The sequence below is a fragment of the Leptolyngbya sp. KIOST-1 genome, assembly GCF_000763385.1.
Lineage (GTDB): Bacteria > Cyanobacteriota > Cyanobacteriia > Phormidesmidales > Phormidesmidaceae > Nodosilinea.
In genome coordinates, this window is sequence record NZ_JQFA01000002.1 from 2,328,289 (window position 1) to 2,342,655 (window position 14,367).

Sequence of the window (14,367 nt, forward strand, 5' to 3'; positions counted from 1 at the left end):
CTCTACCCAGCCTCGATGGTCTACTCCCACCCCTCAACGCCTTGAAACGGCACTCTCGCAAACTACCCTTCTGAATGCTGGAGATGGCATGGCCGCAAACTTCCCCTTCTTTTCCTCCCAGGCTACAGGTCGTGAATCGCTTTGGCCCGCCGCCGCTTCCACCCCCGTCGATCGCATTCGCCGTCTGGTCTGGAAGATCGCCTTTGCCACTCTGGCCCTGATGGCGGTGGGCAGCGCCACCCGAGTCATGAACGCGGGGCTGGCCTGCCCCGACTGGCCCCTGTGCTACGGTCAGCTAGTGCCCCAACAGCAGATGAATCTCCAGGTTTTTCTGGAGTGGTTTCATCGGCTCGACGCAGCCCTGATTGGTCTCAGTACTCTCTGGCTGGTGGGTCTGTGCGCCTGGTACCGGCGACAGGTGCCGGGGTGGCTGCCCTGGGCTGCGGTGGGGGCTCTCCTCCTGATTGGCCTCCAGGGAGCGCTGGGCGGACTCACGGTCACCCAGCTGCTGCGCTTCGACATTGTGACGGCCCACCTGGGCACCGCGCTTCTGTTTTTTAGCGCCATGCTGGTGATCGCCACCTGTCTGCTGCCCTACCGCAGCACCGGTACCGTTGGTCGTCTGCCCTGGCTGGGGCTGGGCGCTACCGCCATTGTCTACGTCCAGTGCCTGCTGGGAGGGCTGGTGGGGTCGCGCTGGGCCGCCCACCAGTGCCTGGGCCTGAGGGAACTGTGCCAGGTGATGAACAGCCACCTGCTGGGAATATTGCCCGCCACCGCTGCGGTGGTGACCCTGACCTGGACGGTGTGGCGCACACCAGCGCTGACCTACCCGCTGCGACGGCTGGGCAGCCTGGCCAGCATGCTGCTGGTGTTTCAACTGGTGCTGGGCATCGCCACCTTTCGGCTGCGGCTGCAGGTAGAGCCGCTGACCGTGGCTCACCACACCCTCGGCGCGGCTCTGGTGGGCACGCTGGTGTGCTTTACGGCCCTGGCCTGGCGCGATTCGCACAGCAATTTGTCCCCCCATCACCTGGGAGCAGACCCCAGCGATCGCCCCGCTGCCGCAGTGACGGCCACCCCAGAGGTCGCTGGCGCAGCGGAGGTCTAGTCCCCTAACCCTCATCCCACCCCTGCCTGGGACCGGACCACTGTTTTTGCCCCCTAGGATTCGCGGTCTTTCAAGAACCATTTAGGATTTTTTGCATGAATCAGACCACCACATGGAATGCCCCCGGCCGACACCACGAATCGTTTAAGGCCGTCGTGCAGAGCTACATACAACTGACCAAGCCGCGTATCATTCCCCTCCTGCTGATCGAAACGGCGGCGGCTATGTGGGTGGCCGGTCAGGGCGAGGTAGACCCGGTGCTGCTGATGGTCACGCTGCTGAGCGGTACCCTGGCGGCGGCCTCGGCCCAGACGATTAACTGCGTCTACGATCGCGATATCGACTACGACATGGAGCGCACCCGCCACCGCCCCCTGCCCTCGGGCCGCATCCAAATTCGCGATGCGCTGGTGTTTGCTGGCGTCCTGGCCGTCCTGGCCTTTGGGCTCCAGGCTCTGGTTGCCAACCTGCTCAGCGCCGTTTTGGCCATGGCGGGGCTGGCTATCTACGTGGGGGTCTATACCCACTGGCTGAAGCGCTCCTCGCCGCAAAATATTGTCATCGGCGGCGCAGCGGGGGCGATTCCGCCGCTGGTGGGCTGGGCGGCGGTGACGGGGGATCTGCCCCTGGCCGCCTGGCTGTTCTTCTTTATTGTCTTTATCTGGACGCCGCCCCACTTCTGGGGCCTGGCCATGCTAATTCAAGACGACTACGCCAAGGTCAATGTGCCGATGATGCCCGTTGTGGTAGGCGATGAGGCCACGGCCCAGCAGATCTGGTACTACACCCTGGTGCTGGTGCCCCTGACCCTGATGATGACCTATCCCCTGGGAGCTACAGGGGCGGTGTACGCTGCGATCGCCCTTGGTTTAGGCTTTCTGTTCATCCAAAAGGCCTGGGCATTGCTGAAAGCACCGAGCGATCGGGGACTGGCCAAAGGGCTCTTCAAATACTCCATCCTGTACATGATGCTGCTGTCGGCAGGCATGGTGGTCGATAGCTGGCCGGTGACCCACACCCTGGTTTCCCATCTCTCCAGTCAGCTAGAACCTCTGGTTGGCCTGCTGCCCTTCTAGGCCATCCGTTTCCCTCTGCCAAGCGGCGGCCCCTCCCCCCCCGCTTGGTCGCCGCTCCATTTCTGTCGCCGGCCAAAAGAGTTCTGTAGAATAACCAGAGTAGGAACCAATTGGGGATCAGGTCTACACTATGGCCGCGGCGGTAAAGATTCAAAATCTGAAGAAGTCCTACGGGGCGGTGGCGGCGGTGCGCGACGTGTCCCTGGCGATCGAGCCGGGGGAAATTTTTGGTCTGCTGGGACCAAACGGCGCGGGCAAAACCACCACCATCCGCTGTCTCTGCACCCTGTCTACCCCCGACAGCGGCAGCCTGGAAGTGATGGGGGTTTCCGTTGTCGAGCAGCCTCGGCTGGTGCGTCAGTACCTGGGCTACATTGCTCAGGAGGTGGCCCTTGACAAGGTGCTGACCGGGCGCGAGCTGCTGCAGCTCCAGGCCGATATCTGTCACATGCCCAAGGCGATCGCGGGCCGCCGCATCGACCAGATGATCGCCCTGCTGGAACTGGGGGACTGGGCGGACCAAAAAACGGGCACCTACTCGGGCGGGCTGCGAAAGCGGCTCGATCTGGCCCTGGGCCTCCTGCACCAGCCCGACGTGCTCGTGCTCGACGAGCCCACCGTGGGGCTGGACATTGAGACGCGCTCGGCGGTGTGGTTGTTTCTGCGGCAGCTGCGGGCGGCGGGCACCACGATTTTAATCACCAGTCACTACTTAGAAGAGGTGGACGCCCTGGCCGATCGCGTGGCGATCATCGACCGGGGTCAGGTAATTGCCGCCGGTACCCCCAGCGACCTGAAGGACAAGATTGGCGGCGATCGCATCACCCTGCGCATTCGCGAATTTACCTCTGACGAGGAAGCCGACGCCGCCAGCACCATGCTGGCCGAGCTTCCCTTTGTGCGCGAGGTGATTGTCAACGCCGCCCAGGGCAACTCGCTCAACCTGGTGGTCGATCGCCAGCCGGATGTGCTGCTGAGCGTGCAGCAGGCGCTCAAGGCCGCTGGCCTGCCTGTCTTTGGCATTGCCCAGTCGCGCCCCAGCCTGGACGATGTCTACCTGGCCGCCACCGGCCGCACGCTAATGGATGCCGAACTGGCCGCTGTCGGCCAGCGCGATCTCAAAAAAGAAAAGAAACAGGCCATGAAGGGAGGCTAGCACATCACCATGAGCACCACGATTTCCACCGCATCGGCCTCCCAAGAGGCTGTCCCCAGCCTGGACAATGCCGAGATCCAGGCCTGGAAAGCCGAGTTGATCAAGTCCCAGGGGCTGATCTCGGGAGCTTTCTGGCAGGAGACCCTGGCGATGACGCGCCGACTGTTTATTCAGCTGCAGCGGCGACCCACTACCCTGGTGGCGGGCGTCATTCAGCCGCTGATCTGGCTGGTTCTGTTTGGGGCATTGTTTCAGAATGTGCCCGCCGGGCTGTTTGGCGAAAGCCGCAACTACGGCCAGTTTTTGGGGGCCGGCATCATTGTGTTTACGGCCTTTGGCGGTGCCCTCAACGCCGGGCTTCCGGTCATGTTCGATCGCGAGTTTGGCTTCTTGAACCGCTTCCTGGTCGCTCCGCTGGCCTCCCGCTACTCCATTGTGGTGGCGTCGGCGCTGTTTATTGCCGTCCTCAGCCTGGTGCAGACGGCGGCGATTTTAGGCCTCAGCGCGGTGCTGGGGGCGGGGTTGCCCAGTCTGCCGGGGCTGCTGCTGGTGCTGTTTATTGTGATGACGCTGGTGCTGGGCGTTACTGCCCTGAGCCTGGGCCTTACCTTCGCCCTGCCCGGCCACATTGAACTGATTGGAGTCATTTTTGTCACCAACCTGCCGCTGCTGTTTTCCAGCACGGCGCTGGTGCCCCTGGAGTTTATGCCCGGCTGGCTTCAGGTGGTGGCCAGCCTCAACCCGCTGACCTACGCGATCGAACCAATTCGCTACGTGTACCTGCACCCCAGCTGGGGGTTGGGCAGCACGGTTCTTCAGACCCCCTTTGCAGCGGTATCCCTGGGGGCCTGCCTGGCGGTGCTGGTAGGATTCTGTGGTCTGTCGCTGGCGCTCATTCAGCCGCTACTGCGCCGCCGGATTGCCTGAGCAGGGTGGTAGCATATCGCCCTGAGTTGAGAGCCAGTTTGTGAGCTGGGCCAGCGGGGTCGGCAGCGGCCGGGTTAGTCGCTACAATGTCAGTCGTGGGGCAGATCACTCGCTGTGCTCACCCTCCCTGCGTTATCGTGTCAAGTCGTTAAGGTGTTGAGGAGTAATCCTATGGCTTACCCCAAGTATTTATCTCAGTCGGTAGCCGCTGCGATCGCGGCCCTGGGTCTGCTATCGCTGGCTCCGGCAGCTCTGGCCCAGTCCACGACCGGAACCGACCCCACCCAGGCCCCCCGCGTCAACGCAGCTGAGGGCTTTGGCTCCTCCGATGCCAGCGGCGGTCTCTTTGGCGAAAGCGGCAGCCCCTTCGACCTGATTCACAGGGCCGTCTTAATGAACGAGCGCAGCGTCAGCGACTTCCGTCGTCAGCACCGGGGCCGCATCGGCACCGAAGCCGACAACTTCCGCACCCTGCAGCAGGAGGCCATCCAGCGCCAGCAGCTCCAAACCCAGCCTGCTGATATGGTTGCCCCAGCAGCCGGGGAGTAGACCTCTGCCTGGTATTAGCTAGCAGAAATAGAGCACCCCTTATTGGGGGTGTCAGGTGTCAGGAGCAGTTGGCTGACTTCTGCCGCAGAATACTAGTATTTTATTTTTTGGGCCGGGCGTGGCAAGGCTCTGACCATCAAGGGTTTTAGCCGGAATGACACGCCCTAGAGGTCGCAGGTGAACAGCCGAATTAAAAAATAGTTGACCATTTTCGCCCCGTAGGGAGAATCCCACCAGACGACAGGGTAGCAGCCTACCGGGTCGTCCAGGTCGTGGCGGGCCTGCTCAAGGGTCTTCCACTGGTCGTTTTGTCGCCAGCCCACCCGTTCTCCCAGGCGGTTGAGGGTGGCGGCATCCTGAGCCAGGGCGCTCTCCAGGGTGCCGCCCACCGCCTGGTAGAGCTGTAGCTGCACGCTAAACCCAAACCGACCGCCAGTGTAAGTGGTCCACAGCCGATCAATAACCCGCAGCACGCTGCACGGAAACTGGCGAATGGCGTCTGGGGGCAGATCTTCGCGATCGGGCGTGCCCGCCTCCTGCAAAATCACCCGCACGGTTTCTTCGTCGGCCTCCCGCAGCTTGCCGGTTTTGAGCAGCCGCTGCAGCGGCTGGTACCGCTCCACATCGGTGACCAGGGTGAGGGCATCCTCCAGGCGGGCAATCCGCTCGGTCAGCCCCTGCTGAATAAAGCCTTCCAGTCTGCCCTCGAGGGCCTCAATTCGGGCAATTAGTTCGGCCTGCGCCCCTTCCCCGTCCATGGTGACTCCTTACTGGTCGTGCGGCGAACCGCAAATTGTAGTCTTGAAAATTCTAGGGCGTGTGATCAATTGTGGCCACAAGCCCAGTGTAACAAGCCTTGCCACCCCCGCCCCATAGGACAGCCTGGGGGCTGTAACCTTTGGTTTGTAGCCTTTAGCAGCTCATTGATGACCGCGCCTAGACCTGGCCCGGTTTTCCTGTCTGCCTGCCTAGGCCGGGGTTTCCCCCTGGGTCTCTGGCCCGGCTCGATCTGAGAACCGCAGCGGCGCGATCGCCTCATCCGCATCAGGTGCGGCGCGATTTCCGTTCCCCAGGCTGCGCTCCGCCGTCATCGGTCCCGGCGGGGCTCCCGGCAGCACCCGCTCGGTTAGCCCCTTCAGCACCACGTAGAGCACCGGCACCACCAGCAGGCTCAGCACCGTGGCCACCAGCAGCCCGCCAAACACCGTATAGCCCACCGACCAGCGGCTGGCGCTACCGGCCCCCGTGGCCACCAGCAGGGGGAAGAAGCCCACCAGCGACGAAATCGCCGTCATGATAATCGGTCGAAAGCGCTGCTCGGCGGCGGCGATCGCGGCGGGTACCAGGCCCAGACCCTGGGTGCGAGCCTGGTTGGCAAACTCCACGATCAAAATGGCGTTTTTGCTGGCCAGGCCAATCAGCATCACCAGCCCCACCTGGGCGTAGATATTGAGGTCCAGCCCTCGCAGGGACAAAAAGACCAGCGCCCCCAGCACCGCCAGCGGCACCGTCAGCAGAATGATGATCGGATCGACGTAATTTTCGTACTGGGCGGCCAGCACCAGAAACACCACCAGCACCCCCAGGCCAAAGATGATGGTGGCCAGGCCCCCGGAGGCGATTTCCTCCCTGGCGGTGCCCTGCCAGGCCTGCCCCACCACCGGCAGCGCCGCCTGGGCGTGGGCGTCGCTCATAGCCGCAATTAGCTGCCCCGAACTGGCCCCAGGGGCAGGCATCCCCTCCAGCTTGATCGATCGCAGCAGGTTGAAGTGGTTGATGGTCGAGGGCCCCACCACTTCGCTGAGGGTCACCACCTCCCCCAGGGGAATCATGGTGCCCTGGCGCGATCGCACGTAAATGCCGTTGATATCCGACGGCTCGTTGCGGAAGTCGGCCTCGGCCTGCACGTAGACCCGGTAGTTGCGCCCGCCGCTGGTGAAGTCGTTGACGTAGCGCGAGCCCAGGTAGGTGCCCACGGTGCTGAGCGCATCGTCGATATTCACATCCAGGGCTTTGAGGCGATCGCGGTTGACCTCCACCTGTACCTGGGGCGAACTGGCGGTGAACTGCGTAAACACCCCCATCGACGCGGGGGACTCGTTGGCCAGCCCCATGATTTCGTAGGCGTTGGCCAAAAATTCGTCAATGCTCATCCGGTTGCCGCTGCGGTCCTGGAGCTGCATTTCCAGGGCGCCAGTGGGGCTAAAACCCGGCACCGGTGGAGCGTTGAAGGCGATCACCAGGGCCTCTTGAATGCCGGCGAGGGCGCCATTCACCTGGGGCAACAGCCCCATCACCGTAGATTCCGGGGCGCGGCGCTCCTCCCAGGGGGCCAGGGTGGCAAAAAACACCCCCCGGTTCGGCGACGGCCCGTCAAAGCCAAACCCCGACAGCATGAAGGTGCTGGTCACCTCAGGAAACTGAGAAATAAGGGCGTCCGCCTGGGCCATCACCCCTTTGGTGTACTCCAGCGACACCCCGTCGGGAGCTTGGACAATGCCCAGGAAATAGCCCTGGTCCTCCTCGGGTACAAAGCCCGTAGGCACCATGCGCAGCATCCCCACCATCAGCAAAACCCCGACCGCAAACAAGGCCAGCACGGCGTAGCGCAGCCGAATGAGAATGCGCACCAGCTCCCGGTAGCGCTCAACAATTCGCACCAGCTGACGGTTAAACCAGGTAAAAAAACCGGCCAGGGGGCCACCCCGCTGTCCTGGCACCGTGGGCCGCAGCAGCAGGGCCGACATGGCGGGGGAAAAGCTGAGGGCATTGAAGGTGGAAACCAGCACCGTGAAGGCGATGGTGAGGGCAAACTGCTGGTAAATTCTGCCGGTGCTGCCGGGGAAAAACGCCACCGGAATAAACACCGCCATCAGCACCAGCGAGGTCGAGACCACCGCCCCCGATAGCTCCTGCATGGCATCGAGGGCGGCCAGGCGAGGCCGCATCCCCTGATCAATTTTGGCGGCAATGGCTTCGACAATCACAATCGCATCATCCACCACCAGGCCCGAGGCCAAAATGCAGCCAAACAGCGTCAGCGTATTGATCGAAAAGCCAAAGGCCAGCAGAAAGGCCATCGCGCCAATCAGCGCCACCGGAATCGCGATCGCGGGCACCACCGTCGATCGCCAGTCCTGCAAAAACAGGAACAAAATCAGCAGCACCAGGACGATCGCCATCGCCAGGGTGGTCAGCACCTCCCGCAGCGAGACCCGCACAAAGTCGGTGGTGTCGAACACCAGCTCGGCCCGGTAGCCCGGTGGAAAACTGCCCTGGAGCTCGGCCATGCGATCGCGCACCGCCTGGGCCACCTCCAGGGCATTGCTGCCCGGCAGCTGGTACACCAGCAGCCCCGCCGCCAGTCTGCCGCCAGTCCTGGCATCAAAGCTGTAGTCCTGCGCCCCCAGCTCCGCCCGGCCAATCTCCCGCAGCCGCACCAGGTCGCCGTTTTGGCCCACCTTGACGACCAGATTTTCAAATTCCTCGACCTCCTGCAGCCGACCGGGCAGCCGCACGGTGTACTGAAACGCCTGGTTACTGCTGACGGGGGGAGCACCCACAGCGCCTCCCCCCACCTGAATGTTTTGCTCCTGCAGGGCCGCGACCACATCCTGGGGTGTCAGCGCCTGCATGGCCAGGGCGGAGGGGTCCAGCCAGAGCCGCATGGCGTAGCGCCCCGCCCCAAACACCTCGGCGTTGCCGACGCCGTTGATCTGCTTCATCTCGTCGAGAATGAACAGGTCAGCGTAGTTGCTCAGGAATAGGGCATCGTAGCGATCGTCATCGGTAAAGAAGCGGTACACCAGCAGAATGCTGGGCGACTGGGCGTTTACTGTCACCCCCAGCTGGGTCACCTCCGGCGGCAGCTGAGGCTCGGCCCGAGCCACCCGATTTTGCACATCCACCTGGGCAATATCCTTGCTGCGCCCCGGCTGAAACACCACGTTGATGCTGCTCTGGCCCGTGTTCGTGCTGCTAGAGGTGATAAATTCCATCCCCTCCACGCCGTTGATCTCCCGCTCCAGCACCGTGGTGACGTTGCTCTCCACGGTTTCGGCATCGGCCCCGGTGTAGTTGGAGACCACCTGAATCTGGAGGGGGGCAATTTCAGGCAGTTGCTCAATCGGCAGCAGCGGAATGGCCACCGCCCCCGCCAGCACAATCAGCAGGGTACACACGGTGGTAAGCACCGGGCGACGAATGAAGGTGTCGGCAATAGAAAACAGCGCCATAGCAGAGGCCAACGGAGGGCTTAGGGTTTAGGGGAGGTGCGATCGTCGCGAGCAGCAATGTTTGAACTTGCCTTTCAGTGGCGGACCATCCCACCGTGCAGATGCAAACCAGTATTAATGTATTGACTCATGGCCGATTTGACCATAGCAACGCCGCTTCAGGATTGAACCAGGAGGAATCTAAGGGGCCGCCGCCTGGGCTGCCGGGGCGATCGGGCGACCGTCTTGGAGCTGGAGAATGTTGGTCACAATGACTTGGTCTCCGGCCTCCAGGCCGTCGATCACCTGGTAGTTGTTCCCCTGAATTTGCCCCAGCTGCACCGGGCGCTGGGAGGCCACCCGCAGGGTTTGACCATTCTCCTGGGGTTGGTCGGTGGCGACAAAGACAAAGCTCTGCCCAGCAATGCGCGTGACCGCCACCGTGGGCACCAAGAGCGTTGTGGTAGCGCTCCAAATTAACCTGGCCCGCACAAACTGCCCGTCGCGCAAGTTACCCGCTTCATTGGGAAAGCGAGCCTTGACCAGAATCGACTGGCCCTCTCCATCCACCTCCGGCGAAATAAAATTAACGCTGCCCGTGGCCAGGGGCTCGCCCGTATCAGGGCTGAGTAGCTCCACGGGAATACCGGGCCGCAGCTGGCCGGACCGGGTGGTCGGCACCTGAATGCGCAAAAATAGCTCGCTGTTCTGGGTAATGGTGGCCAGGGTTTGCCCCACATCGACAAAATCGCCCACTCTGAGCGACACATCCCCCAGCCGCCCCGAAACTGGCGCCACCACCTGCTTAAACCCCAGGTCTCCCCGGCTGACGTTGACCTGGGCCTGGGCCTGGTCAAAGGTAGACAGCGACTGCTGCAGCTGGGCCTGGGCCGCCCGCACATTGTCCTGGGCCTGGCGCTGAGCGGCCTGGGCTACATCGAGCTGGTTCTGGGCATTGTCCAGGTCGCGGCGGCTCAGCGCTCCCGCCCCGACCAACTGTTCGGTACGCCGAAACTCTACCGCTGCCAGCTCGACATCGGCCTGGGCACGGGCAAGCTGGGCCTGGGCGGCATCGACCTGGGCCTGGGCGGCATCGCGGCCAAACCGAGCGGCCTGGGCCCCGGCCTGGGCCGCCGACACCTCGGCCTGCGCCTGGTCAGGGCTCAGCTGCACCACCGGCTGGCCCTGGGCCACGGCACCACCCGAGCTCACCAGCACCTGGATCACTCGGCCTGCCACCTCGGGCTTGAGCTCAACGCGCTGCTCGGCTTCGAGGGCGCCAACGAAGTCGGAGCTTTCCTCAAAGGTACCGGGCTGAAGTTCCTGCACCTGTACCGGTACCGCCTGGGGCCCCATCTCCCCAGAGGGCTGAGAACGGCTACAGGCGGCAACCGCCAACGACAGGGTCAGCGCAACCCCCAACACCCGACTCATTCGACCAACAGGGACTGGCGGCATAGGATTGCTAAGAGTTGAAAGGGGGTTAGACATTGGATGCCATGGCCTAATGGTAATGCAGAGCATCTTAACGTTATGACCCGAGGGGGGTGCTAGAGCCTATCCCACCGGGCGATCGATCTTAGCTCTTAACGGTTAAGGGAACGTAGTGAACTGCGATGGGTCAGGTACAGCCTCACCTTATCGACCAGCAAACTGGCATGCAAACTGGCATGGTCGCGAAACGAGCAGTTCTGTGGTTCGTAGATGCGGTGTAGCAAAATTCCATCCACGGCACAGCTCAAGAAACCAATCAGTCCAGAGGCGTCTAGCCCCAGCAAACCGGCGACCTGCTGTTCACTCTCTTTCCAAAGCTCGTGAAATACGGTGCTGGGTGTGCCTATGCCCAACATCGACAATCTTGGGCATAGGCACTCAGGCGCTGCGGCCTAACCTCCGAGCAGCTTTGCAACGACACCCCAGACACCAAAAAATTTTATGTTGGACGATCGATATAAAAACAATAGTCCCTTTGTCTTTTCCTGTAAACCTCATGACTTAGGGCTTCAAACAAGCCCCAGATCAACGCCCAACCCTGCTCAACAACCCTACTTCTGGACCGTTTGGATTTGGCCTTCAGCCCCAACCGAGTTTGAATTTTAGGCATTGCTGAATGCAGGTATGATATGCCCCCCGCCCCCCAATTCTGGGGGGAGTCGAAATCTCAAAATCCCCCAAAATTGGGAGATTTAGGGGGCGATGACAAGGATGTCAAGTTTACAGATTCATGACTCAATTCAGCAACGCCGAACTTTAAACGTTGAAGTCCCTCCTCCCCCTACCCGCAGCCCCGGCCACGCGCTAAGCCAAAACCATGCCGGCCAACAGGCCCAACAGAGCCCCCACCGGCACCAACTGCCAAGTGGGGCGGCGAAAGTGCACCAGGGCCACCAGGGCGGCGATCGCCATCGCAGCGGCAAACAGCGTCCGGGGCAGGGTGGGCTGCCCAATGGCCGCCTGGGCCAGGGGGATGACGGCAGCGGCGATCGCCCCCAGCACAGCGGGCAGCACCCCCTTCAAAAAGCGCTTCACCCCAGGGTTTTGCCGCAGCCGCCGCAGCCAGGGCGAGGCAAACATAATGAACCCAAAGGACGGCAGAAACATTGCCACCGTCGCCACCAGCGCCCCCAGGGCCCCGGCCACCTTGTAGCCCACGAAGGCCGCCGTAATCACCACCGGGCCGGGGGTGAGTTCGCCCAGGGCCACCCCGTCGATGAACTGGCTCCGGGTCATCCAGCCAAAGTCGTCCACCACGGCGGTTTCCAACAGGGGAATGATCACCAGACCGCCGCCAAAGATAAACGCCCCGGTTTGCAGAAAGAAGGTGGTGAGGGGCAGGAAGTATTCCTGAATCCGATCCAGGCCCCAAAAGCTCGACACCGCCAGCGGTTCCGTCGGCAGGGTGGCCACACTCTGCAACCATGTTCCCAACAGCGCCAGCCCAGGGACAACCCCGTTGCCACTGGCCGGCGGCGCTTTGGGGCGATAGATTACCAGCCCCGCCAGGCCCGCCACCACAAACAGCAGCAGCACATTGATGCCCCCCAGCCAGGAGAGCAGCAGGGTGACTAGGGCGATCGCCACCCCCGGCCAGTCTTTAATCGCCTTCCTGCTCAGCTTCCAGCAAAAGCCCACAATGATCGCAATTACCACGGGTGAAACCCCCAGGAAAAGCGCCTCCACCTGGGGCACCCCCTGAAAGCGAAAGTAGGCCCAGGACAGCCCCAGCATAATCAAAAACGCTGGGGCAATGAAGCTCAGCCCCGCCACCAGCGCCCCCACCTGCCCCGCCCGCAGATAGCCCGTGTAGATCCCGGTCTGGGTGGAGGCTGGCCCCGGCAGCATTTCGCAGATCGCCACCCCCTCTAGATACTGCTCTTCGGTGAACCAGCCTCGCCGCGTCACTGTTTCATCGTGGATCATGGCGATGTGAGCCTGGGGGCCGCCAAAGCCGATGAAGCCCAGCTTCAAAAAGAGTTGCGTCAGCTCCCGCAGGCGAGTTGGATAGCTGGGGGACGGATCTAAAGTCGGGGCAGGTTTTGGATGGGATGGCTGACTCATGGACGGGGGGTAAGGGGTGGACGGTACGGGGTAGGTTTTATTGTTGGTTATGGAGGTTAACGTTTCATTCAGAAACTCCTCACCCCCCAATCCCTGCCCCCATCCCCAGCATTAGGGTTCGCGGGGGTCGGGGGCGATTTGAGTAGGCAGCACCGAATCCAGGTGGGTCAGCAGGTCGCCCTGGAGAAAGTCAGGCATCTCAATGATGTGGAACTGCACCAGCACCACGATGGCCACTGTGTAGACCGTCGAGGTGATCAACCCGTTGCGGAGGGAATGGCTCGGGGACCTCTCTCCCTTGTTTCGCAGCGCGGTGACGGCCCCCTGCTGCATCAACACAAAGCCGGCCACGTTGGTGAGCCAGTAGCCCAGCCCGGTCAGGGGCACCAGGGCATCAGGAAAGGGGCGGCTGACGCAGTAGCCAAAGCCCAGGGCCAGGGGCAGGTTGATCACCAGGTCGTTCCACCAGCAGAGGGGGGAAAGCAGGTAGCCGACCACGACCAGAGCACCACCCCACAGGCGACGCAGCCAGGAGCGACCAGGGTTAGGCGGTGCCGCTGACAAAGCGGAGGTCTCTTCAGGGCGGGGGGGTTTGGCGTTTAGGTCAGTACCTGGCACGGGAATCAATCGCCTTTCAAGTTTGGGGGACAGCAAAAGTCTTAGGGACTATCGCATTGGCTCTGAGGCCATCAGCAGCTAATTGATGACACACCCTAGGGCTAGCATAGCAACGGTAATCGCGGCGATGAACTTTCGCCTTACCCGTCGCCCTGCGTGGAGATGATTAGAGAATAATATTTAGGCTACCTGAGCACCCATCGGTTGATCAGAATCCATGGTTAGACCGGGCGGGGTGCTCGACTCGATGAACCAGGTCTTCGCTATGACTGGTTTTGAGGGCTTAGATAGCTCTTTCATCTCCTATCAATACCGTTGAGAGTCAGCTTGCCATGTGTCAACTCCTGGGGATGAACTGCAATGTGCCGACGGATATTTGCTTTTCCTTTGAGGGCTTTTGCGCCCGGGGCGGCAAAACCGACGACCACAAGGACGGTTGGGGCATCGCGTTTTTTGAAGGACTGGGCTGCCGGGTCTTTCTCGATGACAGCCCCTCCAGCACCTCCCCGGTGGCAGCCCTGGTGCGCCAGTACCCGATCAAATCCATGAACGTGATCGCCCACATTCGCAAGGCCACGGTGGGGCCAGTGGGCCTGGAAAACTGTCACCCCTTCAAGCGCGAATTGTGGGGCCGCTACTGGGTGTTTGCCCACAACGGCGATGTGCCCACCCTGGAGGCCGACCCTGAGGGCATCTATCGCCCGGTGGGGCAAACCGACAGCGAGCGGGCCTTTTGCCTCATCCTCAACACCATTCGCCAGCGGTTTCCCGATCGCAAGCCCCCCATTGCCGACCTCTACACTGTGCTGCAAGCGGTCACCGCCGACATTGCCCAGCACGGCATCTTTAACTACCTGCTCTCCGACGGCGAGCACTTTTTTGCCCACTGCTCCACCAAGCTGTGCTACGTGGTGCGGCAGGCTCCCTTTGCCGCCGCCCACCTGATCGACGAAGACCTGACCGTGGATTTTCAGGAGCTGACTACCCCCAGCGATCGCGTCGCGGTGATCGCCACCACCTCACTCACCGACAATGAAGCCTGGACCCCCATCCAGCCTGGCGAACTGCTGGTGTTTCAGGACGGCGCACCGATGAAGTTTGATGCTACGGGTAACTGAGCGGAGGTAGCCCCACCTCGGGCAGAACCCCGTCGCTGTC

Annotated in this window: 11 protein-coding genes; 6 read left to right on the plus strand and 5 right to left on the minus strand. The window is 62.1% G+C overall.

The window, feature by feature from the left end; all coding sequences use genetic code 11:
* The first annotated feature begins 88 nt into the window (after positions 1 to 88).
* From NF78_RS10340 to NF78_RS10360, 5 genes are all read left to right on the plus strand, one after another.
* Complete coding sequence (locus NF78_RS10340; protein ID WP_072016040.1) at positions 89 to 1,111, plus strand: COX15/CtaA family protein; 1,023 nt, start codon at positions 89 to 91, stop codon at positions 1,109 to 1,111.
* A 95-nt stretch (positions 1,112 to 1,206) separates the two neighbouring features.
* A complete protein-coding gene (locus NF78_RS10345) occupies positions 1,207 to 2,187 on the plus strand; it encodes a heme o synthase (protein WP_035986082.1) in 981 nt (326 codons plus the stop codon).
* Positions 2,188 to 2,317: 130 nt separating this feature from the next.
* The gene (locus tag NF78_RS10350; RefSeq protein ID WP_035986085.1) at positions 2,318 to 3,343 is read left to right on the plus strand and encodes an ATP-binding cassette domain-containing protein; all 1,026 of its coding nucleotides are present in this window, start codon (positions 2,318 to 2,320) and stop codon (positions 3,341 to 3,343) included.
* 9 nt (positions 3,344 to 3,352) lie between these two features.
* Positions 3,353 to 4,270, plus strand: a complete 918-nt coding sequence (locus NF78_RS10355; RefSeq protein ID WP_072016041.1) for an ABC transporter permease — start codon at positions 3,353 to 3,355, stop codon at positions 4,268 to 4,270.
* A gap of 171 nt (positions 4,271 to 4,441) precedes the next feature.
* Positions 4,442 to 4,819 (plus strand): hypothetical protein, encoded by a 378-nt coding sequence (locus NF78_RS10360; protein ID WP_035986087.1) that lies wholly within the window; start codon positions 4,442 to 4,444, stop codon positions 4,817 to 4,819.
* 164 nt (positions 4,820 to 4,983) lie between these two features.
* Here NF78_RS10360 and NF78_RS10365 read toward each other — a convergent pair whose 3' ends face one another.
* From NF78_RS10365 to NF78_RS10390, 5 genes are all read right to left on the minus strand, one after another.
* Complete coding sequence (locus tag NF78_RS10365; RefSeq protein WP_035986090.1) at positions 4,984 to 5,577, minus strand: GUN4 domain-containing protein; 594 nt, start codon at positions 5,575 to 5,577, stop codon at positions 4,984 to 4,986.
* Between the two features lie 210 nt (positions 5,578 to 5,787).
* Positions 5,788 to 9,054 carry an efflux RND transporter permease subunit gene (locus NF78_RS10370; protein WP_035986093.1) on the minus strand — a complete coding sequence of 1,089 codons (3,267 nt, stop codon included), beginning with the start codon at positions 9,052 to 9,054 and terminating at the stop codon, positions 5,788 to 5,790.
* A gap of 180 nt (positions 9,055 to 9,234) precedes the next feature.
* The gene (locus tag NF78_RS10375; protein WP_035986095.1) at positions 9,235 to 10,491 is read right to left on the minus strand and encodes an efflux RND transporter periplasmic adaptor subunit; all 1,257 of its coding nucleotides are present in this window, start codon (positions 10,489 to 10,491) and stop codon (positions 9,235 to 9,237) included.
* Between the two features lie 840 nt (positions 10,492 to 11,331).
* Entirely contained in the window at positions 11,332 to 12,591 is a 1,260-nt protein-coding gene (chrA, locus tag NF78_RS10385; protein WP_081972575.1) for a chromate efflux transporter, read from the minus strand.
* Between the two features lie 111 nt (positions 12,592 to 12,702).
* The gene (locus tag NF78_RS10390; RefSeq protein WP_225885274.1) at positions 12,703 to 13,209 is read right to left on the minus strand and encodes a hypothetical protein; all 507 of its coding nucleotides are present in this window, start codon (positions 13,207 to 13,209) and stop codon (positions 12,703 to 12,705) included.
* 332 nt (positions 13,210 to 13,541) lie between these two features.
* Here NF78_RS10390 and NF78_RS10395 point away from each other — a divergent pair, with 332 nt between their 5' ends.
* On the plus strand, positions 13,542 to 14,327 hold the full coding sequence (locus NF78_RS10395) for a class II glutamine amidotransferase (protein ID WP_035986097.1): 786 nt from the start codon (positions 13,542 to 13,544) through the stop codon (positions 14,325 to 14,327).
* The last annotated feature ends 40 nt before the right edge of the window (positions 14,328 to 14,367 follow it).

Excerpts from the sequence above, each read along its gene's own strand:
- NF78_RS10345 (WP_035986082.1), top strand. The coding sequence starts at position 1,207 with ATGAATCAGACCACCACATGGAATGCCCCCGGCCGACACCACGAATCG.
- NF78_RS10375 (WP_035986095.1), bottom strand. The coding sequence starts at position 10,491 with ATGCCGCCAGTCCCTGTTGGTCGAATGAGTCGGGTGTTGGGGGTTGCG.
- chrA (WP_081972575.1), bottom strand. The coding sequence starts at position 12,591 with ATGAGTCAGCCATCCCATCCAAAACCTGCCCCGACTTTAGATCCGTCC.
- NF78_RS10365 (WP_035986090.1), bottom strand. The coding sequence starts at position 5,577 with ATGGACGGGGAAGGGGCGCAGGCCGAACTAATTGCCCGAATTGAGGCC.
- NF78_RS10360 (WP_035986087.1), top strand. The coding sequence starts at position 4,442 with ATGGCTTACCCCAAGTATTTATCTCAGTCGGTAGCCGCTGCGATCGCG.
- NF78_RS10370 (WP_035986093.1), bottom strand. The coding sequence starts at position 9,054 with ATGGCGCTGTTTTCTATTGCCGACACCTTCATTCGTCGCCCGGTGCTT.
- NF78_RS10350 (WP_035986085.1), top strand. The coding sequence starts at position 2,318 with ATGGCCGCGGCGGTAAAGATTCAAAATCTGAAGAAGTCCTACGGGGCG.
- NF78_RS10395 (WP_035986097.1), top strand. The coding sequence starts at position 13,542 with ATGTGTCAACTCCTGGGGATGAACTGCAATGTGCCGACGGATATTTGC.
- NF78_RS10355 (WP_072016041.1), top strand. The coding sequence starts at position 3,353 with ATGAGCACCACGATTTCCACCGCATCGGCCTCCCAAGAGGCTGTCCCC.
- NF78_RS10340 (WP_072016040.1), top strand. The coding sequence starts at position 89 with ATGGCCGCAAACTTCCCCTTCTTTTCCTCCCAGGCTACAGGTCGTGAA.